At 57.7% G+C, this 22378-nt stretch carries 19 protein-coding genes and 4 tRNA genes; 9 read left to right on the plus strand and 14 right to left on the minus strand.

What is annotated here, in order from left to right:
- Position 1: 1 nt before the first annotated feature.
- From AWU82_RS26150 to yacG, 3 genes are read left to right on the plus strand one after another with little or no spacing between them, the layout of a single operon-like run.
- On the plus strand, positions 2-874 hold the full coding sequence (locus AWU82_RS26150; protein WP_064382079.1) for a prepilin peptidase: 873 nt from the start codon (positions 2-4) through the stop codon (positions 872-874).
- Entirely contained in the window at positions 871-1494 is a 624-nt protein-coding gene (gene coaE, locus AWU82_RS26155) for a dephospho-CoA kinase (RefSeq protein WP_064382080.1), read from the plus strand. The genes AWU82_RS26150 and coaE overlap by 4 nt, the downstream gene beginning before the upstream one ends.
- On the plus strand, positions 1491-1691 hold the full coding sequence (gene yacG / locus AWU82_RS26160) for a DNA gyrase inhibitor YacG (protein ID WP_011335983.1): 201 nt from the start codon (positions 1491-1493) through the stop codon (positions 1689-1691). Before coaE ends, yacG begins: the two co-directional genes overlap by 4 nt.
- Before the next feature lie 6 nt (positions 1692-1697).
- On the opposite strand, the gene AWU82_RS26165 is transcribed toward yacG, so the two are convergent.
- The 3 genes from AWU82_RS26165 to AWU82_RS26175 all read right to left on the minus strand — a co-directional run bounded on the left by AWU82_RS26165 (position 1698) and on the right by AWU82_RS26175 (position 3132).
- A complete protein-coding gene (locus AWU82_RS26165) occupies positions 1698-1913 on the minus strand; it encodes a hypothetical protein (protein ID WP_064382081.1) in 216 nt (71 codons plus the stop codon).
- Between the two features lie 65 nt (positions 1914-1978).
- Positions 1979-2668 carry an energy-coupling factor ABC transporter permease gene (locus AWU82_RS26170; RefSeq protein WP_064382082.1) on the minus strand — a complete coding sequence of 230 codons (690 nt, stop codon included), beginning with the start codon at positions 2666-2668 and terminating at the stop codon, positions 1979-1981.
- Positions 2665-3132 carry a hypothetical protein gene (locus AWU82_RS26175; protein ID WP_064382083.1) on the minus strand — a complete coding sequence of 156 codons (468 nt, stop codon included), beginning with the start codon at positions 3130-3132 and terminating at the stop codon, positions 2665-2667. The genes AWU82_RS26170 and AWU82_RS26175 overlap by 4 nt, the downstream gene beginning before the upstream one ends.
- 130 nt (positions 3133-3262) lie before the next feature.
- Between AWU82_RS26175 and AWU82_RS26180 the strand changes: the two genes are divergently transcribed.
- The 4 genes from AWU82_RS26180 (at position 3263) to AWU82_RS26195 (ending at position 6000) form a co-directional block, all read left to right on the plus strand.
- A complete protein-coding gene (locus tag AWU82_RS26180) occupies positions 3263-3889 on the plus strand; it encodes a DUF1780 domain-containing protein (RefSeq protein WP_007959580.1) in 627 nt (208 codons plus the stop codon).
- On the plus strand, positions 3886-4413 hold the full coding sequence (locus AWU82_RS26185) for an MOSC domain-containing protein (protein WP_064382084.1): 528 nt from the start codon (positions 3886-3888) through the stop codon (positions 4411-4413). Before AWU82_RS26180 ends, AWU82_RS26185 begins: the two co-directional genes overlap by 4 nt.
- A 51-nt stretch (positions 4414-4464) precedes the next feature.
- Positions 4465-4638, plus strand: a complete 174-nt coding sequence (locus AWU82_RS26190; RefSeq protein WP_003228304.1) for a DUF3094 family protein — start codon at positions 4465-4467, stop codon at positions 4636-4638.
- 63 nt (positions 4639-4701) lie between these two features.
- Positions 4702-6000, plus strand: a complete 1299-nt coding sequence (locus tag AWU82_RS26195; RefSeq protein WP_064382085.1) for an NAD(P)/FAD-dependent oxidoreductase — start codon at positions 4702-4704, stop codon at positions 5998-6000.
- 65 nt (positions 6001-6065) lie between these two features.
- On the opposite strand, the gene AWU82_RS26200 is transcribed toward AWU82_RS26195, so the two are convergent.
- The 3 genes from AWU82_RS26200 to AWU82_RS26210 are packed head-to-tail and all read right to left on the minus strand — an operon-like array spanning position 6066 to position 8745.
- Positions 6066-7049 carry a hypothetical protein gene (locus AWU82_RS26200; protein WP_064382086.1) on the minus strand — a complete coding sequence of 328 codons (984 nt, stop codon included), beginning with the start codon at positions 7047-7049 and terminating at the stop codon, positions 6066-6068.
- Between the two features lie 48 nt (positions 7050-7097).
- The gene (locus AWU82_RS26205) at positions 7098-8135 is read right to left on the minus strand and encodes a hypothetical protein (protein WP_139831609.1); all 1038 of its coding nucleotides are present in this window, start codon (positions 8133-8135) and stop codon (positions 7098-7100) included.
- A 28-nt stretch (positions 8136-8163) separates the two neighbouring features.
- A complete protein-coding gene (locus AWU82_RS26210; RefSeq protein ID WP_064382088.1) occupies positions 8164-8745 on the minus strand; it encodes a hypothetical protein in 582 nt (193 codons plus the stop codon).
- Positions 8746-9520: 775 nt separating this feature from the next.
- Here AWU82_RS26210 and AWU82_RS26215 point away from each other — a divergent pair.
- Positions 9521-14674 (plus strand): RHS repeat domain-containing protein, encoded by a 5154-nt coding sequence (locus AWU82_RS26215; RefSeq protein ID WP_064382090.1) that lies wholly within the window; start codon positions 9521-9523, stop codon positions 14672-14674.
- A 263-nt stretch (positions 14675-14937) separates the two neighbouring features.
- The gene (locus AWU82_RS26220) at positions 14938-15345 is read left to right on the plus strand and encodes an HvfA family oxazolone/thioamide-modified RiPP metallophore (protein ID WP_007959573.1); all 408 of its coding nucleotides are present in this window, start codon (positions 14938-14940) and stop codon (positions 15343-15345) included.
- A gap of 72 nt (positions 15346-15417) precedes the next feature.
- On the opposite strand, the gene AWU82_RS26225 is transcribed toward AWU82_RS26220, so the two are convergent.
- The 8 genes from AWU82_RS26225 to rluD all read right to left on the minus strand — a co-directional run bounded on the left by AWU82_RS26225 (position 15418) and on the right by rluD (position 22294).
- Positions 15418-17043 carry a methyl-accepting chemotaxis protein gene (locus tag AWU82_RS26225; protein WP_064382091.1) on the minus strand — a complete coding sequence of 542 codons (1626 nt, stop codon included), beginning with the start codon at positions 17041-17043 and terminating at the stop codon, positions 15418-15420.
- 159 nt (positions 17044-17202) lie between these two features.
- Positions 17203-17279: transfer RNA gene (locus AWU82_RS26230), tRNA-Pro, on the minus strand.
- Positions 17280-17376: 97 nt separating this feature from the next.
- Positions 17377-17452, minus strand: a tRNA-Lys gene (locus AWU82_RS26235).
- Positions 17453-17457: 5 nt separating this feature from the next.
- Positions 17458-17534: transfer RNA gene (locus AWU82_RS26240), tRNA-Pro, on the minus strand.
- A 9-nt stretch (positions 17535-17543) separates the two neighbouring features.
- A tRNA-Asn gene (locus AWU82_RS26245) sits at positions 17544-17619 on the minus strand.
- A 298-nt stretch (positions 17620-17917) separates the two neighbouring features.
- The gene (gene clpB / locus AWU82_RS26250) at positions 17918-20482 is read right to left on the minus strand and encodes an ATP-dependent chaperone ClpB (protein WP_064382092.1); all 2565 of its coding nucleotides are present in this window, start codon (positions 20480-20482) and stop codon (positions 17918-17920) included.
- A gap of 130 nt (positions 20483-20612) precedes the next feature.
- A complete protein-coding gene (gene pgeF / locus AWU82_RS26255) occupies positions 20613-21335 on the minus strand; it encodes a peptidoglycan editing factor PgeF (RefSeq protein ID WP_064382093.1) in 723 nt (240 codons plus the stop codon).
- Positions 21332-22294, minus strand: coding sequence for a 23S rRNA pseudouridine(1911/1915/1917) synthase RluD (rluD, locus tag AWU82_RS26260; protein ID WP_011335991.1), 963 nt, complete (start codon positions 22292-22294; stop codon positions 21332-21334). The genes pgeF and rluD overlap by 4 nt, the downstream gene beginning before the upstream one ends.
- Positions 22295-22378 lie beyond the last annotated feature (84 nt).

Below are 22378 nucleotides of genomic sequence, written 5' to 3' on the forward strand. Positions count from 1 at the left end.
CATGCCTATCGACGAACTCTTCAGTCTCTATCCGCTGGCCTTTGTCTTCACCGCCCTCCTGCTGGGGCTGGTGGTGGGCAGTTTCCTCAACGTATTGATCTGGCGCCTGCCGAAAATGCTCGAGCGCGAATGGCGCCAGCAGGCTCACGATGTACTGGGCCTGCCCGGTGAATCGCCATTGCCCACCTACAACCTGATGCTGCCGCACTCGCAATGCCCGCACTGTGGCCACCGGATCCGCGCGTGGGAAAACATCCCGATGTTGAGTTACGTGTTCCTGCGCGGGCGCTGCTCAAGTTGCAGCGCCCCGATCAGCAAGCGCTACCCGCTCACCGAACTGGCCTGCGGCCTGCTCTCGGCATTCATTGCCTGGTACCTGGGTTTCGGCTGGCCGGCGTGCCTGCTGATCGTGCTGACCTGGGGCCTGTTGGCCATGAGCCTGATCGACACCGAACATCAGTTACTGCCCGATGTATTGGTGCTGCCGCTGCTGTGGTTGGGACTGATCGTCAACAGCTTCGAGCTGTTCGTATCGCTGCACGACGCACTGTGGGGCGCAGTGCTGGGCTATATGGCGCTGTGGACGGTGTTCTGGCTGTTCAAGCTGATCACCGGCAAGGACGGCATCGGTCACGGCGATTTCAAGCTGCTGGCGCTGCTCGGGGCCTGGGGCGGCTGGCAGATTCTGCCGCTGACCATCCTCTTGTCCTCGCTGGTGGGCGCCGTGCTCGGGGTGATTTTGCTCAAGCTGCGCGACCAGAAGACCTCGACGCCGATCCCCTTCGGCCCGTATCTGGCAATTGCCGGCTGGATTGCCTTGCTCTGGGGTGGTCAAATAACCGGCTTCTATTGGCAGTTTGTCGGTTTGAAATGAATACCCCTGTGGAAAAACCCTGGATTCTCGGCCTGACCGGCGGCATCGGCAGCGGTAAAAGTGCCGCTGCCCAGCACTTCATCGATCTTGGTGTCCACGTGGTGGACGCCGATCACGCGGCGCGCTGGGTGGTCGAACCGGGCCGTCCGGCGCTGGCGAAGATCGCCGAACACTTCGGCCCCGGTGTGTTGCAGGCCGACGGCACGCTGGATCGTGCAGCCCTGCGCAAACTGATCTTTGAGGTGCCGGAGCAACGGCGCTGGCTCGAAGCCTTGTTGCATCCGTTGATCGCCGAAGAAATCGCCCATCACCTGGCGCTGGCAAAATCGCCGTATGCGATTCTGGTTTCGCCGCTGCTGATCGAATCCGGGCAATACGCGATGACCCAGCGAATTCTGGTAATCGACGCCCCGCAACAACTGCAGATCGAACGCACCTTGCAGCGTGACCAGACCAGCGAACAGCAGGTCCAGGCGATCCTCAAGGCCCAGTCCAGCCGCGAAGACCGCGTCAGCCGTGCCGACGACGTGGTGGTCAACGACCGCGACCTCGCCTGGCTGCACAGCGAGGTCGAGCGCCTGCATCACTTTTACCTGACTTTATCCGGAGGCCAATCATGAGCCAGACCCCAACCGTCAACTGCCCGACCTGCGGCGCGCCCGTGGAATTCACCCCGGAAAACAAATACCGTCCGTTCTGCTCGGACCGCTGCAAGCTGATCGACCTCGGCGCCTGGGCGTCGGAAGAACACAAGATTCCGGTGGCACCGGATGCCGAGGACGAACTGTTTTCCGGCGACTTCGACCCGCGTCACTGATCCCGTTCAGGGCCGCATGAAGCCGTAGTCCTGATCGTCGTCGAGGTTTTCCGCCAGAAAACGCAACTCGTCGGCCAGGTCTTCGGCGTTGCGCACCGTCTTGCTCTGCTGCACCACCGCACTGAGCAAGGCGCGCAGGCTCAGGCCCGGATCGAACCCCACCTCCTGCGCCATCTCCAGACTCTGCCGGGTTTCCTGCCTCGCCCACTCGTAAACGCTCATGCCGCTGCTCCTGAAGGAATTTGGCCGAGCATGAAATGCCGCGCGCAGAGTGGATTTGATGTGGATCAAGACTTGGGATCGTCGTCCTTCCACGGCGCCGAAAGGTAGCGGGTGCGGTTGAAGGTCTCCAGCCATTCCGGGCAGAACACCACCAACGCGCTGACCACCATGCCGTTGATGAAGGCTTCGGGAAAAATCAGCAACCACAGGTAACCGATGAAATCTTCCAGCCATTCCGGCATGGCAAAGAGGCCGTCGTACCACAGCAAGGTCAGGCTCAGCGTCAGGCAGAACAACGCCGACAGCGCCGCGGCGAAAAAGCCCGAACAGAAGATGTACACGAACGGATTGCGCGGCTGGGCGCGCTCGACCAGGATCGCCACGCATTCGGTGATCAGCACCGGCAACAGGATCAGCAAGGCGCCGTTGACCCCGACAGCCACCAGATCCTGACGTCCCAGCATCACCAGCCCCAACTGCGCTACCAGTCCACCGACGATCGCCAGCGGCCAGTCCAACAGTAGCGTCACTGCCGTCATGCCAATGAAGTGGTAAGACACGCCGGTATCGAAATCCCTGCGTACCAGCCACAGCAGAAACAACGCGAACACCGTTCCGAACAGCAAGTGCTGACGACGACTGTCACTGAACAACTCGACCCAAGGCGCGCGGCCAATCGCCCAAATCACCACTGGCAAGTAAACCAGACACCCCAGTAGCAGGCTTGCGGACGACAGCAGCTCGGCGCCGATCATGGGCGCGCCTGCTCCAGCGCCTCACGTAGTTCAGCCGCCTGGGTGTATTCGTGCCGGGCCAGCAAACGCCCGTCCTTGAGCTGCAGCCAGAGCACCGCGCCTTCGGCCCCGGGGTAGCGCGAGGCCACGCGACTTTCGCGATCAAGCAACACTCGATAGCTGTAGTCACGCATCGCCGGAACGGCGAACATCTTCGCGATCAGCGCCGGCATGCGCTGGATATCGGCGACAAACACCGCATGCCGCGCCTCCAGATAGCCCTTGGGCTGATCGGCCATGGCTTGCTTGAACAGTTTCGCGCCGTCCATGTCGCGCGCCACCAACAGCGTCGTAGTGGAGTTATCGAGAGTGAACGGCTGATCGTACTGATCCAACAGCGTCCAGGGTACCAGCCGCTCGCCGATTTCCAGCGCATGGGCCCACAGCGGAACGACAGCGAACAACAACAGCCAGCGAAATTTCACATTCAGCCCCTTTCATTCGACGTTAATACACGGTGCCCTCAGTCTACACCGCCCCTCCCGACTGCCTACTGATGCACTTTGCCGCGCGAACGCTTTCTGCTTGTCGCAATTGAACGCTAAGCTTGGGCCTATGGATGACTCAGATTATTTACGCCTGCTGACCATCGCGGCCGAGCAAGCCAACGCCTTTCTGTCCAATGCCCGCAAATGGGAGCGTGAGCGTTGGGTCTGCCAGCGCCTGCTGCAAGGCTTGAACATTCCTTATCGCGCCGACGAATTCGCCCCGGCCGGTGAGCCGCCGGACGTGCTGTTCCGCGACGCCAATTTCGAGGTGTTTTTCGTCCTCGATGAAGGTCGTCGGCTCAACGACGAATGGCGCGATGAGCTGCAACGTCGGCGCAGTGCGTTTTCCCTCAGCCAACTGGTGCGCCGTGAAGCCAAGCCGCGGCGGATTCCGGCCAATGAATTTCTGCTGAGACTGGCGCCGACCTTGCGCAAGAAAGCGCACAACTACAAGGAACGCGGCATGGATCTCGGCGAGCTGGACATCATTGCCTTCGCCAGCCTCAAGCGCGAAGTGCTCGACCTCAACAGCCACTTTCCGCCGCCCACCGAATACCTGCGCCAGGGCTGGCGCTCGCTGTCGCTGGTCGGGCCGACGTTCGCGCGAGTGTTGTTCGCTCACCCCGACGCCCCGGATTTCCTGCGCGGCAATCTGGGCCGCAGCATCGTGTTCGATGTAGGGATCAGCCTGTGACGCCACTTCAACAATTGATTGCCGATGTTCCGCAGACCGGATGCGTGCGCTGGATTGGCGTGCGCCCCGAATCACGGGGGCCGATGCTCGCGCTCGACGCCGTGGAAGCGCGGCTTGAAGCCGGGCTCACCGGCGACCACGCGCGGCCCGGAGTACGCAATGCGCGGCAGGTGACGCTGATTCAGTGGGAACATCTGGCCGTGATCAGCGGCCTGATGGGCCGGTCGGCCGAACAACCGGTCATGCCTGAAGATCTGCGGCGCAATCTCGTTATAAGCGGGATCAACCTGTTCAGCCTCAAGGGTCGGCGCTTTCGCATTGGTCAGGCAATTTTCGAAACCACAGGCTGGTGCCAGCCATGTGCGCGCCTGCAAAACAACCTTGGCCCGGGCACGTTCCAGGCTGTGCGCGGGCATGGCGGAATCACCGCACGAGTGTTACAAAGCGGGATCATTCGCCTCGGGGATGGCGTGTCTGTCGAACCGGTCCCGGACAGTGGCTATGCTGCGTTCAATCCCGGTTGAAAACCGCTGTAGCTTGTTTTCATTCAGTAACGTCTACCTGACGAGGCCTTTATGACCAGCCGCCTGAACCCCGAAGACCAGAAGCATGTCGAAGAGTACCTGCAGTTGTCCCAACACCGTGTCGAGCGCCGGCCATTCCGGCCGTGGATGCTCCTGGTGCTGGTGCTGGCAGTGACCATTGGTCTGGGCCTGTTGAGCCGTTTAATCAGTTACCTGACGCTATGAGCCGCATCGCGCTCGCTCGGGTAGCCGTACCGATTTCCTTTCAAAACCTTGCGAGCTATCCCTATGTCCCATCGTATTGTCATTGTCGGCGGCGGCGCCGGCGGTCTGGAGTTGGCTACCCGTCTGGGTAAGACTCTGGGCAAGCGCGGCACCGCCAGCATCATGCTGGTCGACGCGAACCTCACGCACATCTGGAAACCGCTGCTGCACGAAGTGGCCGCCGGATCGCTGAACTCTTCCGAAGACGAGCTCAACTATGTCGCCCAGGCCAAATGGAACCACTTCGAGTTCCAGCTGGGGCGCATGAGCGGGCTCGATCGTGAGCAGAAGAAGATCCAGCTGGCCGCCACCTACGACGAAAACGGCGTAGAACTGGTCCCGGCGCGGGAAGTGCCCTACGACTCGCTGGTGATCGCGGTCGGCAGCACCACCAACGATTTCGGCACCCAAGGCGCCGCGCAGCACTGCCTGTTCCTCGACACCCGCAAACAGGCCGAGCGTTTCCACCAGCAACTGCTCAACCACTACCTGCGTGCTCACGCCGGGCAAACGGATGTTGTCCAGCAGATCAGCGTGGCCATTGTCGGAGCGGGCGCCACGGGCGTCGAGCTGGCGGCCGAGCTGCACAACGCCGCTCATGAGCTGGCCGCCTATGGTCTGGACCGGATCAAACCGGAAAACATGCACATCACCCTGATCGAAGCCGGGCCACGGGTGCTGCCAGCACTGCCGGAGCGAATCAGTGGGCCGGTGCACAAGACCCTGGAGAAACTCGGGGTCAACGTGATGACCAACGCGTCGGTCAGCCAGGTCACCGCCGATAGCCTGATCACCGCCGATGGCAACGAGATCAAGGCCAGCCTGAAAGTCTGGGCCGCCGGGATCCGCGCGCCAGCGTTCCTCAAGGACATCGACGGGCTGGAAACCAACCGCATCAACCAGCTGCAAGTGCTGCCGACGCTGCAAACCACCCGCGATGAAAATATTTTCGCCTTCGGTGACTGCGCCGCGTGCCCGCAACCGGGTTCGGATCGCAACGTTCCACCACGGGCCCAGGCTGCGCACCAACAGGCGTCGCTGCTGGCCAAGTCGCTGAAATTGCGGATCGAAGGCAAGACCCTGCCGGAATACAAGTACACCGACTACGGCTCGCTGATTTCGCTGTCGCGTTTTTCGGCTGTGGGTAACTTGATGGGCAATCTGACCGGCAGCGTGATGCTCGAAGGCTGGCTGGCGCGGATGTTTTACGTGTCGCTGTACCGCATGCACCAGATGGCGCTTTATGGGCCGTTCCGCACGGCGATGCTGATGCTCGGCAGCAAGATCGGACGCGGCACCGAGCCGCGCCTGAAGCTGCACTGATGTAAAACACTTTGTGAAAGCGGCACATCACCGCTTTCACAAAGCATGCTGCACTCTTCCCATTCTCAAAACAGCACCAACTCACGTCTCCCCTGAGGCGAGGTATCCTTGAAACGTATCTGTAATCGGTGGTCATTGCCATAGACATCAACGGCACTCAACACGCAGGGCCCGTTATGATGGATAGCGCTTTCGCTGTGATAGGGAATGACATTGCTACCTTGCAATACCAGCATGACGTAATTTTGCTTGGGATTACTCACTTGCATGACCGGCTGAAAAACATTTCCCAGTTCAATGGCCGAGTTATATCGAAGGGTAGTTTCCCCCGGCTTTGAATACCCCACATGAGAGGCGCGCGTCACGCTTGGATCCTTGTCATCCCACTGGATCATTCCATCGGCCTCCATCGTCGCGGAATGGAAACCCACCACCTGCTGCTGTACGTTCGCACCGGCCAAAGCGTACAGCCAGGTGAAGATGTCTGAATTACCATCCCCGGCTATCAGCGTGCGTTCAAAGAGGTAGTTACCTGGCACCTGAAACTGCGGAATATCCGCAGTACGAACCTCCGCCGATACGTTGAAACCCGTTTCAGATCCATCGGTGACATAGTCATGGCTCTCTTGCCCCATATGTCGTGTGATTCCGACATACAGCTTTTCCATGCGTGACGCGTTTCCATCGGTCTTGCCTGCCGAAACATAAAACTTCCGCGAGTAGACCGATGACGGGTCAACAGGCACAGAAATACTCCTGGAGCCCGGATAATCGATATATCTATTGCGTTGATGGCTGAAGAACCACGATGAATTCAGCTCTTCACCCTCACGCAGAGGGGAGAACCGGCCCTGAGCGTCACGAACCAGAAGCCGGATGCTTGCCAACTCTTCAGGACTTATGGTTTGAGACGTCAATGGCTCAACGAGCACCATCACCTCCAACTGCTGACGCCCATTGGGATACACCAGGTTGGTGTTTGAACTGACGAAAACCGTCAAACTCACCAGCCAACTTGAAAGGGGTGGTTTGGGGGCGGAAGTATGCATACAGACTCCTTTTGATGACGTCTGATGAGAATCAGGTTCGATGGGTAGTCACGCACGCCAATCAGTCGTCAACTGGTAAACCCAAGGATTACGCTGGGGGCGATCCGATATTAATTCGACCGTGAACCTGAGAGGGTTCCCATAGACATCCATTGCGCTGTCGTAATGACTGATTTGCCGCTCTGGAAAAAAATCGATAATCCGGGCATACATCGCCACTGCCACCGCAATCGCGCCTGACCGAGGCTGGCGTATCGTCGCCAACGCCTGATTCAACGACTGACCCAGCTGATCCGTAGCAGGTATGTTTTTTTTCGCTACAGCACTTCCGGGATCGCCAAAGGCCGTTGCTTTGTTTTCATGCAACGATGAATCGGCGGTAGTTGAACCGGGGAGAATCGCAATGGGTATCGTCGAACCCGGATAGCGCAAAGTCATATAAGTATTCTGAACTTTGGCAGTAAACCCGTTAATCAACCCACTGAATACCTCTGTGGGATCGCTTACTAACAATCCTCCGTTAGCAACGGTATATCGCAGGGGCTGGACTGACTTCAAGCGAAAACTGCTGTTAAACCGCCCACCTTCCCCCGCTCCACCGTAAGGGACGTCTCGCTGATTACTGACATATTCGACACCCGACAACTTAACTTTCGCCGCAAACTGAATTACCGTGCCATCCGGGACATCGTCATAACTTACATATCGACGAAACTGCTGATAGCTTTGCGGCGAACTGACAGCTTCAGCTTCAGCTTCAATTCCATTATCAAACCCAGCAATATGGGGAATCATATTTTCAGGAAAAGGCAATACACCAGCAGGCGATGGATCGGCGTTACTCCTCCAACCAGCCTCTGATGACGTGTATTCAACTACATTTACGTTCAGATCATCTGCAATAGTGACCACTTCACCATTCGCGTTACGAGCCTGTAACGTAATCAATACTGCGCACTTTTGTACACCATTGGAAAAAACTCGAGCCTGCGCATTCTGTTGCCCCTGCGACGACTCAAGTTCTATTAGCAAGTAACTTAACCTGTCCGCCCCATTGACCTCTGAGGGTTCGGGTAAACTTTCCATGGCCAACACCTCTCGAACCGATATGTGCTCATTCACCTGAAAATTCAAGAGTGACTACATCATTCTGAGTAATCGCTCGCTCCCCTTCGCCTATTTGATCCTGCACCAACCTGAAATCGCACTTTCCTTCCGGCGGTTTATCTATCAGACGGATTTCCCAAGTGCCTCTGTCAGACACCATGCCACGGCCATAGACGGTTTGTCCGTCCTCAGACACCAAACGGATTTCGCTGTTTCTTATTCCACCAGTGCCTTTGACCCCTTCATGAAGGCTGATCCGAGTACCTGCAACCGGTGATTCGATTCTCGCGGGACGGTGCATCCAGACTCTGTGGGTGGGGCTGCGCCCGGCCTCACTGCTCTTCCAGATAATAATGTCAAATTTCACAAATTGATTGTCCGGAAAATCTTTCGTTATTCGAACATCCCACCAGCCATGGCCCGGTATCTCCATCTTCGTGCTGATAGAGTCTCCCTTGCCAGGAGTAGTGGCTCTAACATCGTAACGCGCATGCCCATCTCCGCTAACAACAAATTTCTGAAGAACCGCTTCATCTGTTTTCGGCCAAAAAATTCTCGGCGGCGTTGCCTGTGGATTATTTTTTTTCATAGGAAAATCCCTCTCAAACCCCTCAACAACCTTTCGAGCTTCACGCTACGCCAGTCAAAAAAAAATCATACCTGTAAGAAATAACAGTCCCGACGAATGGTAGCCTGCAGTTCACCCAAGAGATATTGACAACATTTAAATCGAACCTAGTCTCTCCACTGAATACTCATTGACAGCAACAACGATAAACACTGAACTAATCCAAACCTCAAGCATCGCCCGCCCTTCCGGCTTTAGCGATTCGGAGAAAACAATGAAAGCCTTTATCACAGTTTTCATTCTGTGTTGTTTGAGCGCCTGCGCGCACCCACTACCTTCCACTCTTACAACACCTACTGTCGTCCTATATGGGAGAGGAGGGATTGTTGATCTGAACTGTAGAATCTCATTAACTCCGGGAACCCATAAGCTTGGAATAACCAATAGCTGCAAACAAGACAATGACTTTCACTTCGTTATTGAGAACCCCAGAGAAGGAGTGAGCTTCACCTTCTTCGCCGACGAGGATTGCATCCGCAACCCTCCGGACAATCTCAACCTGGGAAATATCAAATACAGAATTGTCGATCCGATCCATGGGCAACCGACTGATATGACAGGGATTGATCAGGGTCGAGGTGTACCGCCTGGAACGGAGATAAATCCCGGCATCGTCCTCGTCGAGGGAAGCCTCGGGCTCCCCCCTGTAGAAGGTAGAGACAAATGTATTCTCGTTTCTGACTGAAAGCTCAACACGAATAGAACAGCATCTACCTTTTACAAGGAGAACTTGAGCATGCCACCTGCCAATAACAACAACGCTCTCGCTCATCGCCTAGCGGCAGGTGGCCTTTATTCTCAAGCCAGCAACTTCCTCGCTCATGTCAGTACCGGGGTTGATCCCCGCACGGGTCAATTCACGCTCTCGGCCAAACTACCTGGGCTGCAGGCCAACAATCTCGCCGGACCGGTTGTCAGTCTGTCGCTGCGCTTCAGCCCCCTCGAATCGCACTCTGACGTGGGGTTTGGTTACGGCTGGCAGTTGGGAGTATCGATGCTGGATCTGAACACCAACCGTCTCAGCCTGGTGACGGGTGAGCAATTTCGTCTGGATCGGCACAAATCGGACTTTTCCGATAACGGGTTGTTGGCGTTTCACGACCAGAAACTGCGCAGTTTTGTAGTGCGGCAGATCGGTATTGATGGGCGAATGTTTCGCGTCGAGCACAAGAGCGGTGACACCGAATGGCTGGAAGTACAGGAGCGTAGCGGCTTGGCGCTGGTCGTTCAGATGCGCTCACCCCAAGGGCGTCAGGCGTTCTTTAAATGGCTGCCCCGCGGCGACGGTCAGTTTGATCTGGAGAGCATTTGGGATGAGCGCGGCCCTGCGCTTCCGTTGTTGAAGGTCGTCACAAACCGGGAAGGCGTGATCTTTAGCGCATTTCCCGGCACTGATAGCGAGTCGGCGATTACCCTGCAACGAGTGAATGGCCAACTCACTTATCTCATCCTGCCTGACGGCGACAGTCGCTGGACGTTCGAATATTTGAGCGACCCGGACAGCGGCCTGTTGTTTCCCAACCGTGTACGCGGCCCGCTGGGAAGTGAAGACACCATGACATACGCGACCGGTGACCAGGGCCACCGTCTTCCACCCGGCGCACCTATCCAATGGCTGCCAAGAATCAACAGTCACCGACATGCTCCCGGTGCCGGGCAACCGGAAATCTATCGCGAATACACTTACGTCGGTACCTCCAACTTTCTCGGTGGTGACGTTGCACCACCCGGAGGCTGGCAGGACGGAACCGACAATCTTTACCGGATGACCAATTATCACTACACCAGCATTGAAACCGTCATGAATGCAAAGGGTGAAATCCTGGCCACCGCCGAAAGGACCTGGAACCGCTTTCACCTGCAAATCACTGAAGTGATGACTCGTTACAGCTCTCTATTGCAAAACGGCCAGATGATCACCCAACAAAAAACCATCACCCATAAAACAGTTTATGGCGACGACCCACATAAAAGCTGGGAGGAACAGCCAGCGTGGTTCCAACTGCCAGTAGCGGCGTCGAAGATCTATACGGATGGTGTGCAGCTACCGAGGGAAATTCGTGAGGAAACTGACTACGACGACTATGGGAATATTCTGCAAAAGCGCTATTCGGATGGTCGTGTCGAAACCTCGAATTACTACCCTCTGAACGGTGGTGACGGCTGCCCGGATGACGGTGGTCTGTTTGTCCGTTGGATCGAAAACAAGACGCTGACTCCCGCCACTCCTGCCGCCGGGGCGCTGCCCATAAAAACGACTTACCAATATTCGCTGCTTCCCCGGAGAAACCCTGACGACGTACAGAGCCTGGTTGCTCACCTGGAAACAGCAGTGGCACTTGCCCTTCCACAAGAGCAGCTGATCGGAATAACCGAGCAAATTTGGGACACTGACATTGACAGTGCGTTTTTCGGCCAGCCAGTTCAAACCGTCAACACCTATAACGGCTTTGTCACCACGACAACATTCAAACGCATACTTGATGCCGAGGGGGTGGGTGAAATCCAGACCCGGACGGGACATGATGGTTTAGCGGTAAATACCTCCACTCTGCGTAATTCGCTGACAGGTTTGACGCTGGCCGAAGTCAACGAAAACGGAGTCAAGACGACATTCGCCTATGATCTACTGGGACGCGTTGTAATGCGAACCTCCTCGGCAGGTTCACCTTATGAAGTGACCAACAAGTGCAGTTACAGCACTGCCGGCAGCAATCACAAAGGCCCTGTGTTTGTTGAGGAGAGCGATATTACCCGGCAAAAACTTCGCCGATATCTGGATGGCAGCGGCAGGACCGTGCGCGAGGAACGGCAAGACATCGATATCACCGGCGAGGCATTTTGCGAAGTGTGGTCTTGCACTTACGACCATGACGGTAACGTTTGCACTGAGACCGCCCAGGATTGGCTACCAGGACGAGACAACCCGATTCGGCTGACCACAACCAATGAACCCGATAGTTGGGGGCAAGTCGCCGTAAAGAGGCAACCCGACGGCACCAGCCATCACGCGAACTTCGACCCGATCAGCCTGAACAGCCGTCATTGGCAGCAGGACCGCAACGGCAAAAGCAGCGGCGAAACGGAAGTGATCCGTAACCTGGCGGGCAAAGTCGAAAAAGTCACCCTGCGCGAACCAAGCGCCGACAACGGAGAGCCCGGTGCCGTACTACGTACTGAAAGCTGGACCTTCGACGGTCTTTACCGCCCCATCGGCCATAAGGTCGAAGCTGATGGCTTGACTACCTTGACCCGGATAGAACGCGATGTATTGGGCCGGACAACGGCCTTCATTCGCGAAGATTCGACCATCGTGCGCTGGACCTACGCGGCTCACAGTGAAGGCGAGCATCCGGTGAAAGTCACCTTGACCTCACCCGACGGTCGCGAACAGGTATTGGCGGAACAGACATTCGATAGCCTGGGCCGCCCGGTCAGCCGCCGGTCAGGAGATCAGACTGAAACACTCCATTACCTGGAAGGGCAACTGCCACCCGCTTCCGCGACACAATCCGATGGGCGACTGGTCAGACTGTCTTATGAAAGGTTTCTCGATAACGCCCTGATTTCAGCTGTGCCCGAGGGTGATCGCGGAGTGTCATATCAGTTCCGTCCGCCAGAAGGTTTTCTAACGCAAGTAACAGGTGGGTTGGGCGTTATCAAACATGAATACTCCGAAGCCGGGCGCCTGATCAAGGAAGACTGGACGGTGGCAAATGAAACCCATACCAACACCTCCCGCCAGTCGCTGCTCGGACGGGCCTTGGGTTTCACAGATGTCGGAGGTACGGAACATCTGGTTGAGTACGACGATTTCGGCCGGCCAACCGTTCAGAAATCAGGGTCGGTCATAGTCACGTCTGACTATGATGCTGCTGGCCGGGTTCACATCATTACCACCCTGGATACCGAAAAGAACAAAAGCCTGCAGCAGACACTGTCCTACGATGCTTTCGGCAGAGAACTGAAGCGCACCTGGCTGAGCAATGGCAGCGGTTCTGATCAAGCAACGGCGCAAACGCTGACATATACAGGCAGAGACAAAGTTGCATCACGTCGCTGGGAGATGGCAGACGTTCTGCGCAGCGACGAACATTACACCTATGACCTCCGGGGGCGACTGCTCACAACTTCGGCCTCCGGACCCGATGCCCCGCTGGACAAGCGAACGGGTAAAAGAATCAGGCAACAAATGTTCACATTGAATGACTTGGACGGTTACCAGCAACTGGAGACTACCTACGCCGACAACACCCGCAACACCATGACTTTCACCTATGACGACTTCGCCCCGGATCGCCCGATATCCATCATCCACCGTGGGGTCCAGGATATCGATATCGACTTGGCCTGGGATGTTGCTGGCAGGTTGAAAACGGAGCGCCACAACGGTGTGCTGTATCGTCAGCTCGAATGGGATTCAAACGGGCGTGTGCGCAAGATCACAGAAAACGGTGTCATCAGCCATTACCGCTACGACCCTTTGGGACGCCTGGCAGAACAGGAAATCGAAGGCGCAAATGCCCGCCGATTTTATGCTGGCAATCAAGTCGTTAACGAACGATCTGCCAATGGTGCACTGTTGACGCTGGTACGATCTGCAAACGCTGTGTTTGCCGAAAGTCGGCTGAGTGAATCGATACGCAGCGTGCTGTTGACCGGCACTGATGGTCAAGGCTCTGTCCGCCTGGAGAATGACAGCGAGAATCGCTTGATCAGTTACACGGCGCATGGCTCCGATGACGGCTCGGCACATAGCCGAATCGGCTACGCCGGTGAGCTCCGCGATCTGGCGACCAGTCTCTATCACCCCGGCAGCTACCGTCCTTACTCCCCGGAACTGATGCTGTTTCTGGCACCTGACAGCCGCAGCCCAATGGATGAGGGAGGGCTGAACCGGTATGCCTATTGCGGTGCGGATCCCATCAACCGGATCGATCCTGCCGGCCAATCCTTCTGGAGCTGGTTAGGTGTCATAGTCGCCACAGTAACGGGAGCAGTACTCATGGCTGCATCGTTCGGAGTATTCGCGCCGGTGGGAGCTGCAATGATTGCGGCGGTGGCAGGGGTGATGACGGCCGCGTCTACCGGAGCAGTCATTTCAGCCGTCGTAATCGGGGCAGTGGCGGTGGCAAAAACGATGACTTTCATAGTCGTCGTTGCGGTGGCTTCTGCATCCCTGGGATCAATATCGTTACTGACAGGGCTCGCCGTCCCGATAATGGAGGAAACAGGAAATCGGCAGGCAGCGGAAATTCTGGGCTGGATTTCATTGGGCACAGGGTTGGCATCGTCAGTAACACTACTCGCACCGTCAGCCATCAAGGCCTCGAACAAAGTCATGAGCCTTGTAGGAAAATGGGCACGTGCAGCTAATACTTCTGCTGCCAAAGATTTTTCAATGTCTGCTGGGAATGTACTTTACGCCCCTCCCGGCCAACCTCCCGTTGTGTTCTACGATGATCTCTACGGACAAGGCATCCTGGCGTACCAGACACATGGAAATCCGGCAGGTCAACTCATGGATACCTCAGGTGTCATGCGACCTGCGTCTTACGTGGCGATGACCGATATTGCACCAAGACTGACGGGACTGAACAGAGCACCGGACGAGCCAATACTTCTGTTAGCGTGCTTTTCCGGTCGATCCGGTGCAGCTCAGGAAGTTGCAAATGCCCTGCAGCGACCTGTCATTGGTTTTCCGGAAGCGAATGCGGTTTACATCAGAAACTACTCGACTATGAACGAATTGTGGAGAGCAGACGATTATTATCCTAATGCCAACTTGATCACACAAGACGCAAGCGGAACTATTGCATGGATACAACGATTATTTGGAGTACAGAATCGTGAGGTTGCACCAATGAGGCGTTACACTCCCAATCTTTAGGTTACCGTTGTGTATGGTAAGTGATTGAACCACTCTCCAAATTCCTATGAAGAACAAAGGGCGCTATTTCAAGGAATTAGGATCTACCGCCCTCTGTTAGCCTGTGTATCAAATTAGCTTTTCCGCGCCTTCGCTTACAAACGCCCCGCTCCCGGACACAGACGCGATACACCGCCACCGCTTAATGGCCACACCCGAGCACACCTGCTCCGGCTTGATCGCCCTTAACGTGTGGTTGCGCTGTGCAACCGAAGGAGAATGCAATGTCCCGTACTTCGAAAATCGGCAAAAACTCCCTTGGCCTGGTCGGTGCCGTACTGGCCGGCGGCCTGATGCTGTCCGGCTCGGTATTCGCCGCGCAACCGCTGGCCCAGGGCTATATGGTCGCTTCGGCCGAGACCTCGGTGAAAACCCCGGAAGGCAAATGCGGTGAAGGCAAATGCGGCGATGCGTCGATGGCCAAGACCGACACCGATGGTGACGGCAAGGTTTCGCGCGCCGAATTCCTGAAGGTCGCGCCGAAGTCCGACTTCGACAAGATCGACACCAACCACGACGGTTTCATCGACGAGCAGGAGGCGTACAACAACGTCAAAGCCAACTTCGAAGCCAATGGCAAGAAAATGCCCAAAGGCCTGTTCGAACACCTGAAAGACCAGGACGGTGCCTGATTTTTCAGACGCCCGACAAAACAAAGCCGCGCTTTCTCTGACGAGAAGCGCGGCTTTTTCACGCCTGCACGATTACAGCTGGAAGCGTCGCACCATGCCTTGCAGGGCGTTGGCCAGTTGCGACAGTTCATGGCTCGACGCGTTGGTTTGATCGGCACCGGCCGCCGAACGCACCGACAGATCGCGTATGTTCACCAGATTGCGATCCACTTCCCGCGCCACTTGCGCCTGCTCTTCGGCGGCGCTGGCGATCACCAGATTGCGCTCGTGGATTTCGTGTACCGAGGCCGTGATCGTCTGCAACGCCTCACCGGCCCGCTCGGCCAGCACCAGCGTGGTGGCCGCTCGCGAGGCACTGGCCTGCATCGACTCCAGCGCCAGGCTCGAGCCATTGCGCATGCCCTGCACCATTTGCTCGATTTCCTGGGTCGATTGCTGCGTGCGATAAGCCAGCGCCCGGACTTCATCGGCGACCACGGCAAACCCGCGCCCGCTCTCCCCGGCCCGTGCTGCTTCGATGGCGGCGTTAAGCGCGAGCAGGTTGGTCTGCTCGGCGATCGCCCGGATCACGTCCAGCACCTTGCCGATGTCTTGCGACTGGTTGGCCAGCGATTGCACCAGCTCACCAGTGTGCTCGACTTCGCTGGCCAGGGCGTTGATGGCGCTGGCGGTTTCGCTGACCCGCTCCTGGCCCAACTGTGCCGACTCACTGGACTGGCGGGTGGCGTCGGACGTCGACACCGCATTGCGGGCGACTTCCTCGACCGCGGTGGTCATCTCGTTGACGGCGGTGGCGGCTTGTTCGATTTCGTTGTTCTGCTGTTGCAGCCCTTGCGTGCTGTCGTGGGTGACCGCGCTCAGTTCGTCGGAAGCAGTCGCCAGTTGCGTGGCCGAGCCGCTGATGCCCTGCAGGGTTTCGCGCAGGTTCTGCTGCATGGTCGCCAACGCCTTGAGCAAGCGGCTGACCTCATCGTTGCCGTGAGTTTCGATCGGACGGGTCAGATCGCCTCTGGCGACGTGCTCAGCGGCGTCGACGGCGGCGCTCAGGGGGCGGACGATGCTGCGGGTCAGCAACATGGCCAGTGCGACGGTGGCCAGCGCCGCCAAAGCAATGAACAAGCTCACGATAGTGCGCGAGGTTTCGTAGTGGGCGGCAGAGTTCTGGCTTTCAGCGGCGACCTGACGGGCGAACAGGTCTGCCAGGTCGTTGAGTTGTTTGCCGGAGCCGTCGACCACGGTTTTCATGTCGACCAGCAGCAGCTTGGTCAGCTCGTCACGCTTGCCTTGCTCGGCGAGGGTGAACGACTGAGCGATCCCAGTGCGGTAGGAAGCGAAGGTCTTTTTGAACTGATCGTACAACTGCTGCCCTTCCGGGGTGGTCACCAGTCGGTCGTAAGCGGCGATTTTCTCGCTCAGTTCCTTGTCGCGGGTGTCCATCTGGCTGCGGTACGTGGCGATGTTGGCCGGATCCTGATCCAGCGCCATGCGCAGGGAGATGGTGCGGATGCGCAACATGATTTCGCGAATTTCGTCGCCACCACGAATGCTCGGCAGCCATTGCGTCTCCACCGCCACTTCGCTGTCGCGGATGCTCGACATCTGCCCCAGCGCAAACACCCCCAGCAATGCCACCAGCACCGCGATCAGGGCGAAGCCCAAGGCGGCACGGGGAGCAATATTCAACTGACGAAGCAACATGACGAACGCCCTTTTTCTTGTATTGGCCGGATTCAAGGGGCGATCAATGGCAGGCCCCTTTCGTTAGCGGGCTATCGGCAAGTTGTATGACGACTTGAATGAAACATTTCCGCAGGGCAAAAAAAATCCCCGTATCTTTCGATACGAGGATTTTTAATATGGTCGGGGTAGGGGGATTCGAACTCCCGACATCCTGCTCCCAAAGCAGGCGCGCTACCGGACTGCGCTATACCCCGGTAAAAAAAAGGCGACCTTTCAAAGATCGCCTTCTTCGATCAGCGCTTTTGGCCTCTGATCTTAAGATTCGATCCCAGTGTTACCTGGTTTCAAAAATGGTGGGTCGTGTGGGATTCGAACCTACGACCAATTGGTTAAAAGCCAACTGCTCTACCAACTGAGCTAACGACCCAAAAATGGTCGGGGTAAGGGGATTCGAACTCCTGACATCCTGCTCCCAAAGCAGGCGCGCTACCGGACTGCGCTATACCCCGGTTTGAAATTGGCTCCGTGACCAGGACTCGAACCTGGGACCCAATGATTAACAGTCATTTGCTCTACCGACTGAGCTATCACGGAACTACACATTTCAATTTACTACGGTGAAACTTGCAGCTTCTCGACACCGTTTTCGCATCGCTGCGTTCGTGTGCCTGAGGCGCGCTATTCTACAACCTAGAACACCTCTGTCAACCCCCTAAATTGCTTTCAAGTTAATGATTTGCAACTTATTTCAGATTTCTGCCCAGTGAGCTGAAACCGTGTTGGTGACTGACTGCGGGGCGCACTTTACAAGCCTTTTCCTTTGAGTTCAACAGCCTGGCGAAAAAAAAGGCCTCGCATTGCGAGGCCTTGATTACTTCACCACCGTCGAGCGTCAGTTGAACGTGATCTCGTCGTTCTCCACGACGCCGGTCGCGGTCTCGCCTGGCAGGAAACGCCCCGACAGGATCAACTGTGCCAGCGGGTTCTCGATCCAGCGCTGGATCGCCCGCTTCAGCGGCCGTGCGCCATAGACCGGGTCGTAACCAACGGCAATCAGCTTGTCCATCGCCTCAGGGCTCAGTTCCAGCTTCAGCTCGCGCTCGGCCAGACGGCTGCGCAGACGGCCCAGCTGGATCTCGGTGATGCCCGCGATCTGATCCCGCGCCAATGGCTCGAAAATCACCACTTCGTCAACGCGGTTGATGAACTCCGGACGGAAGTGGGTGGAAATCGCATCCATCACCGCTGCCCGTTGTGCTTCACGATCACCGACCAGTTCCTGGATCTGCATCGAACCGAGGTTGGAGGTCATGACGATCACGGTATTGCGGAAGTCCACCGTGCGGCCATGGCTGTCGGTCAGACGACCATCCTCCAGCACTTGCAGCAGGATGTTGAACACGTCCGGATGCGCCTTCTCGACTTCATCCAGCAGGATCACCGAGTAAGGCTTGCGCCGTACCGCTTCGGTCAGGTAGCCACCCTCTTCGTAGCCGACGTAGCCCGGTGGAGCCCCGATCAGTCGCGCCACGGAATGTTTCTCCATGAACTCGGACATGTCGATCCGCACCATCGCCTCTTCAGTATCGAAGAGGAACTCGGCCAGCGCCTTGCACAGCTCGGTTTTACCGACCCCGGTCGGGCCGAGGAACATGAACGAGCCGCTCGGGCGATTCGGGTCGGACAACCCGGCGCGCGAACGTCGCACCGCGTTGGCAACCGCCACCACCGCCTCGTCCTGGCCGATCACGCGTTGATGCAACAGGCTTTCCATCTTCATCAGCTTGTCGCGCTCGCCTTCGAGCATTTTCGACACGGGGATGCCGGTCCACTTCGAGACGACTTCGGCGATCTCTTCTTCGGTCACCTTGCTGCGCAGCAACTGGTTTTCGCTCTTGCCGTGCTGGTCGACCATTTGCAGGCTGCGCTCCAGATCCGGGATCACCCCGTACTGCAACTCGGCCATGCGGTTCAGGTCGCCTTTACGGCGCGCGGCTTCCAGCTCCTGACGGGACTGTTCGATCTTCTGCTGAATCTGCGCAGAACCCTGGACCTCGGCTTTTTCCGAGTTCCAGATTTCTTCCAGATCCGAGTACTCACGTTCGTGGCGATCGATTTCTTCCTGGAGTTTCTCCAGACGTTTCTTCGCCGCGTCATCGCTCTCTTTCTTCAGCGCCTGGGATTCAACTTTCAGCTGAATCAGGCGCCGCTCCAGACGATCCAGCACTTCCGGCTTGGAGTCGATCTCCATGCGGATGCGGCTGGCCGCTTCGTCGATCAGGTCGATCGCCTTGTCCGGCAGCTGTCGGTCAGTGATGTAGCGATGGCTGAGCTTGGCCGCCGCGATGATCGCGCCGTCGGTAATCGCCACCTTGTGGTGAACCTCGTAACGCTCCTTGAGGCCACGCAGGATCGCGATGGTGTCTTCTTCGCTCGGCTCGTCCACCAGCACTTTCTGGAAGCGTCGCTCGAGGGCCGCGTCCTTCTCTATATATTGGCGGTACTCGTTCAGCGTAGTCGCGCCGACGCAGTGCAACTCACCACGGGCCAGGGCCGGTTTGAGCATATTGCCGGCGTCCATCGAGCCTTCGCCCTTGCCGGCGCCGACCATGGTGTGCAGTTCGTCGATGAACAGAATGATCTGCCCTTCCTGCTTCGACAATTCATTGAGCAGCGCTTTCAGGCGCTCTTCAAACTCGCCGCGATACTTGGCACCGGCAATCAGCGCACCCATATCGAGGGACAGCAGACGCTTGCCGCGCAGGCCGTCCGGCACTTCACCATTGATGATGCGTTGCGCGAGACCTTCGGCAATCGCGGTTTTACCCACGCCAGGCTCGCCGATCAGCACCGGGTTGTTCTTGGTGCGGCGTTGCAGCACCTGAATAGTGCGACGGATCTCGTCGTCACGGCCGATCACCGGGTCAAGCTTGCCTTCTTCGGCGCGTTTGGTCAGGTCGACGGTGTACTTATCCAGTGCCTGACGCGACTCTTCGTGGTTGGCGTCATTGACCGCCTCGCCACCGCGCAGGTTGTTGATTGCATTCTCCAGCGCCTTTTTGCTCACGCCCTGGCCGAGCAGCAACTTGCCGAGCTTGCTGTTCTCGTCCATCGCGGCGAGCAGCACCAGCTCGCTGGAAATGAACTGATCGCCCTTCTGCTGGGCCAGACGGTCGGCCTGGTTGAGCAGACGCGCCAGATCCTGCGACATGTTGACGTCGCCGGTCGGGTTCTGGATTTTCGGTAATTGATCGAGCTCTTTGGTCAGCTCTTTACGCAAGCTGTTGACGTCGAAGCCCACCTGCATCAACAGGGGCTTGATCGAACCACCCTGCTGTTCAAGCATGGCCTGCATCAAATGCGCCGGCTCGATGGCAGGATGATCGTGGCCGACAGCCAGGGATTGGGCATCGGACAACGCCAACTGCAATTTGCTGGTTAAACGGTCTATACGCATGGGTCACCTTCCTTTTGAGCAGGCCGGACCTAAAAAACCATCCTGAATAAAGAAACCTGCCAGATACCGCTATAGATGCGGTCGATTCTGGAAGATTCAAGCGTCAGGGAGTTGATGCAGATCAGAGAGTTTAGCGGGTAAGCCAGACTAAAGAGGCGAAGCGACCAGTGCGAGGCGCACGGCGATAGGAAAAGAAGCGCGGATCGGTCACTGTACAGAAACCGCCACCATAAACAGCGTTGACACCGCGGACTGCCAGACGCAGCCGCGCCAGCTTATAGATGTCAGCCATGAACTTGCCGGCGTTGTGGCTCGGGACAAAGGCTGTCTCGGCCTCGGGCAATTGATTGATGAAGACTTCCCGGACTTCCGGACCGACTTCGAAGGCTTGCGGGCCGATGGCCGGGCCGAGCCAGACCAGAACGTCTTCGGCGGGCACATCCAGACTGTCGACGGTGGCTTCCAGCACGCCGGCCGCCAATCCACGCCAACCCGCATGAGCCGCTGCCACGCGAGTACCGGCCCGGTCGCAGAACAGCGCCGGCAGGCAATCGGCAGTCATTGCTGCACACGCGATACCGGGGGTTGCCGTCCAGCTGGCATCCGCCGTGGCCACCACGGACGGATCCGCATGCGCCACGGCAATCCCGTGCACTTGCTGCAGCCAGGCAGGCTTTATAGAGAAGTGTTCGGTCAGACGCCGACGGTTTTCGGCAACAGCCTCCGGGCGGTCATCGACATGATCGCCCAGGTTGAGGCTGTCGAACGGCGCCTCGCTGACGCCGCCCTCGCGGGTGGTGACACAGGCCTTGACGCTGGCCGGCGCGGGCCAGTCCGGCGTCAGCCAGTTCATCCGACGAATGCCTCGCGATCCTGCTTGAGCAGGGTCAGCAGCCACACCAGATCTTCCGGCAGCGGCGATTCCCAGCTCATGCGCTCACCGGTGGTCGGGTGATCCAGCTCAAGGAACCGCGCATGCAGGGCCTGACGCGGGAAGTGCTTGAGGGATTCGACCATGGTCTGGCTCGCGGCCGGCGGAATGCGGAAACGACCGCCGTATGCCGGGTCGCCGACCAACGGGAAGTTGATGTGCGCCATGTGCACGCGAATCTGGTGGGTACGACCGGTTTCCAGCTTCACCCGAACGTGGGTGTGGGAACGGAAACGCTCCAGCACGCGGTAGTGGCTGACGGCCGGCTTGCCGCCTTCCATCACCGCCATGCGCTGACGCTGCTGGCCGTGGCGGCCGATCGGGGCGTTGATCTTGCCGCCGGCGGTGACCACGCCGATCACGATGCACTCGTAGATCCGGCTGACGCTGCGGCTTTGCAGCTGCGCGACCAGCTTGGTCTGCGCCTGAATGGTCTTGGCCACCACCATCAGACCGGTGGTGTCCTTGTCCAGACGATGCACGATACCGGCGCGCGGAACGTTGATGATGTCCGGCACGTGGTGCAGCAAGGCGTTGAGCAAGGTGCCATCAGCGTGACCGGCAGCCGGGTGCACCACCAGGCCCGCAGGCTTGTTGATCACCAGAATGTCATCGTCTTCATAGACGATGTCGAGTTCGATGTCCTGAGCGACCCATTCACCCTGGGCCTCCTGCTCGGCAGTCAGCTCAAGGATGGCACCGCCATGAACAATGTCGCGCGGGCGGATGACCGCCCCGTCCACAGTCAGGCGACCTTCTTTGATCCAGGCGGAAAGGCGCGAGCGCGAGTGCTCGGCGAAGAGTTGGGCGGCGACTTGATCGAGGCGTTGGCCGCCCAATTCGGACGGCACCTCTGCGCGAAGTTCAATTTTATCGGACATGCTCGGACTGGGCGTCGGCTACAGCCTTTGGTTTCGGCTGCGCGCTTGTGGTTAAATACGGCGTCTTTTGCCCCGGGGCTTTTC

The sequence above is a fragment of the Pseudomonas glycinae genome (assembly GCF_001594225.2).
Taxonomy (GTDB): Bacteria; Pseudomonadota; Gammaproteobacteria; order Pseudomonadales; family Pseudomonadaceae; genus Aquipseudomonas; species Aquipseudomonas glycinae.

Bases quoted from the DNA above. Each gene is read 5' to 3' on its own strand.
- AWU82_RS26225 (WP_064382091.1), bottom strand. From the start codon at position 17,043: ATGTTGCTTCGTCAGTTGAATATTGCTCCCCGTGCCGCCTTGGGCTTC.
- AWU82_RS26215 (WP_064382090.1), top strand. From the start codon at position 9,521: ATGCCACCTGCCAATAACAACAACGCTCTCGCTCATCGCCTAGCGGCA.
- clpB (WP_064382092.1), bottom strand. From the start codon at position 20,482: ATGCGTATAGACCGTTTAACCAGCAAATTGCAGTTGGCGTTGTCCGAT.
- AWU82_RS26205 (WP_139831609.1), bottom strand. From the start codon at position 8,135: ATGGAAAGTTTACCCGAACCCTCAGAGGTCAATGGGGCGGACAGGTTA.
- AWU82_RS26220 (WP_007959573.1), top strand. From the start codon at position 14,938: ATGTCCCGTACTTCGAAAATCGGCAAAAACTCCCTTGGCCTGGTCGGT.
- AWU82_RS26190 (WP_003228304.1), top strand. From the start codon at position 4,465: ATGACCAGCCGCCTGAACCCCGAAGACCAGAAGCATGTCGAAGAGTAC.
- rluD (WP_011335991.1), bottom strand. From the start codon at position 22,294: ATGTCCGATAAAATTGAACTTCGCGCAGAGGTGCCGTCCGAATTGGGC.
- AWU82_RS26150 (WP_064382079.1), top strand. From the start codon at position 2: ATGCCTATCGACGAACTCTTCAGTCTCTATCCGCTGGCCTTTGTCTTC.
- yacG (WP_011335983.1), top strand. From the start codon at position 1,491: ATGAGCCAGACCCCAACCGTCAACTGCCCGACCTGCGGCGCGCCCGTG.
- AWU82_RS26180 (WP_007959580.1), top strand. From the start codon at position 3,263: ATGGATGACTCAGATTATTTACGCCTGCTGACCATCGCGGCCGAGCAA.
- AWU82_RS26195 (WP_064382085.1), top strand. From the start codon at position 4,702: ATGTCCCATCGTATTGTCATTGTCGGCGGCGGCGCCGGCGGTCTGGAG.
- AWU82_RS26170 (WP_064382082.1), bottom strand. From the start codon at position 2,668: ATGATCGGCGCCGAGCTGCTGTCGTCCGCAAGCCTGCTACTGGGGTGT.
- AWU82_RS26200 (WP_064382086.1), bottom strand. From the start codon at position 7,049: ATGCATACTTCCGCCCCCAAACCACCCCTTTCAAGTTGGCTGGTGAGT.
- coaE (WP_064382080.1), top strand. From the start codon at position 871: ATGAATACCCCTGTGGAAAAACCCTGGATTCTCGGCCTGACCGGCGGC.
- AWU82_RS26210 (WP_064382088.1), bottom strand. From the start codon at position 8,745: ATGAAAAAAAATAATCCACAGGCAACGCCGCCGAGAATTTTTTGGCCG.
- pgeF (WP_064382093.1), bottom strand. From the start codon at position 21,335: ATGAACTGGCTGACGCCGGACTGGCCCGCGCCGGCCAGCGTCAAGGCC.
- AWU82_RS26165 (WP_064382081.1), bottom strand. From the start codon at position 1,913: ATGAGCGTTTACGAGTGGGCGAGGCAGGAAACCCGGCAGAGTCTGGAG.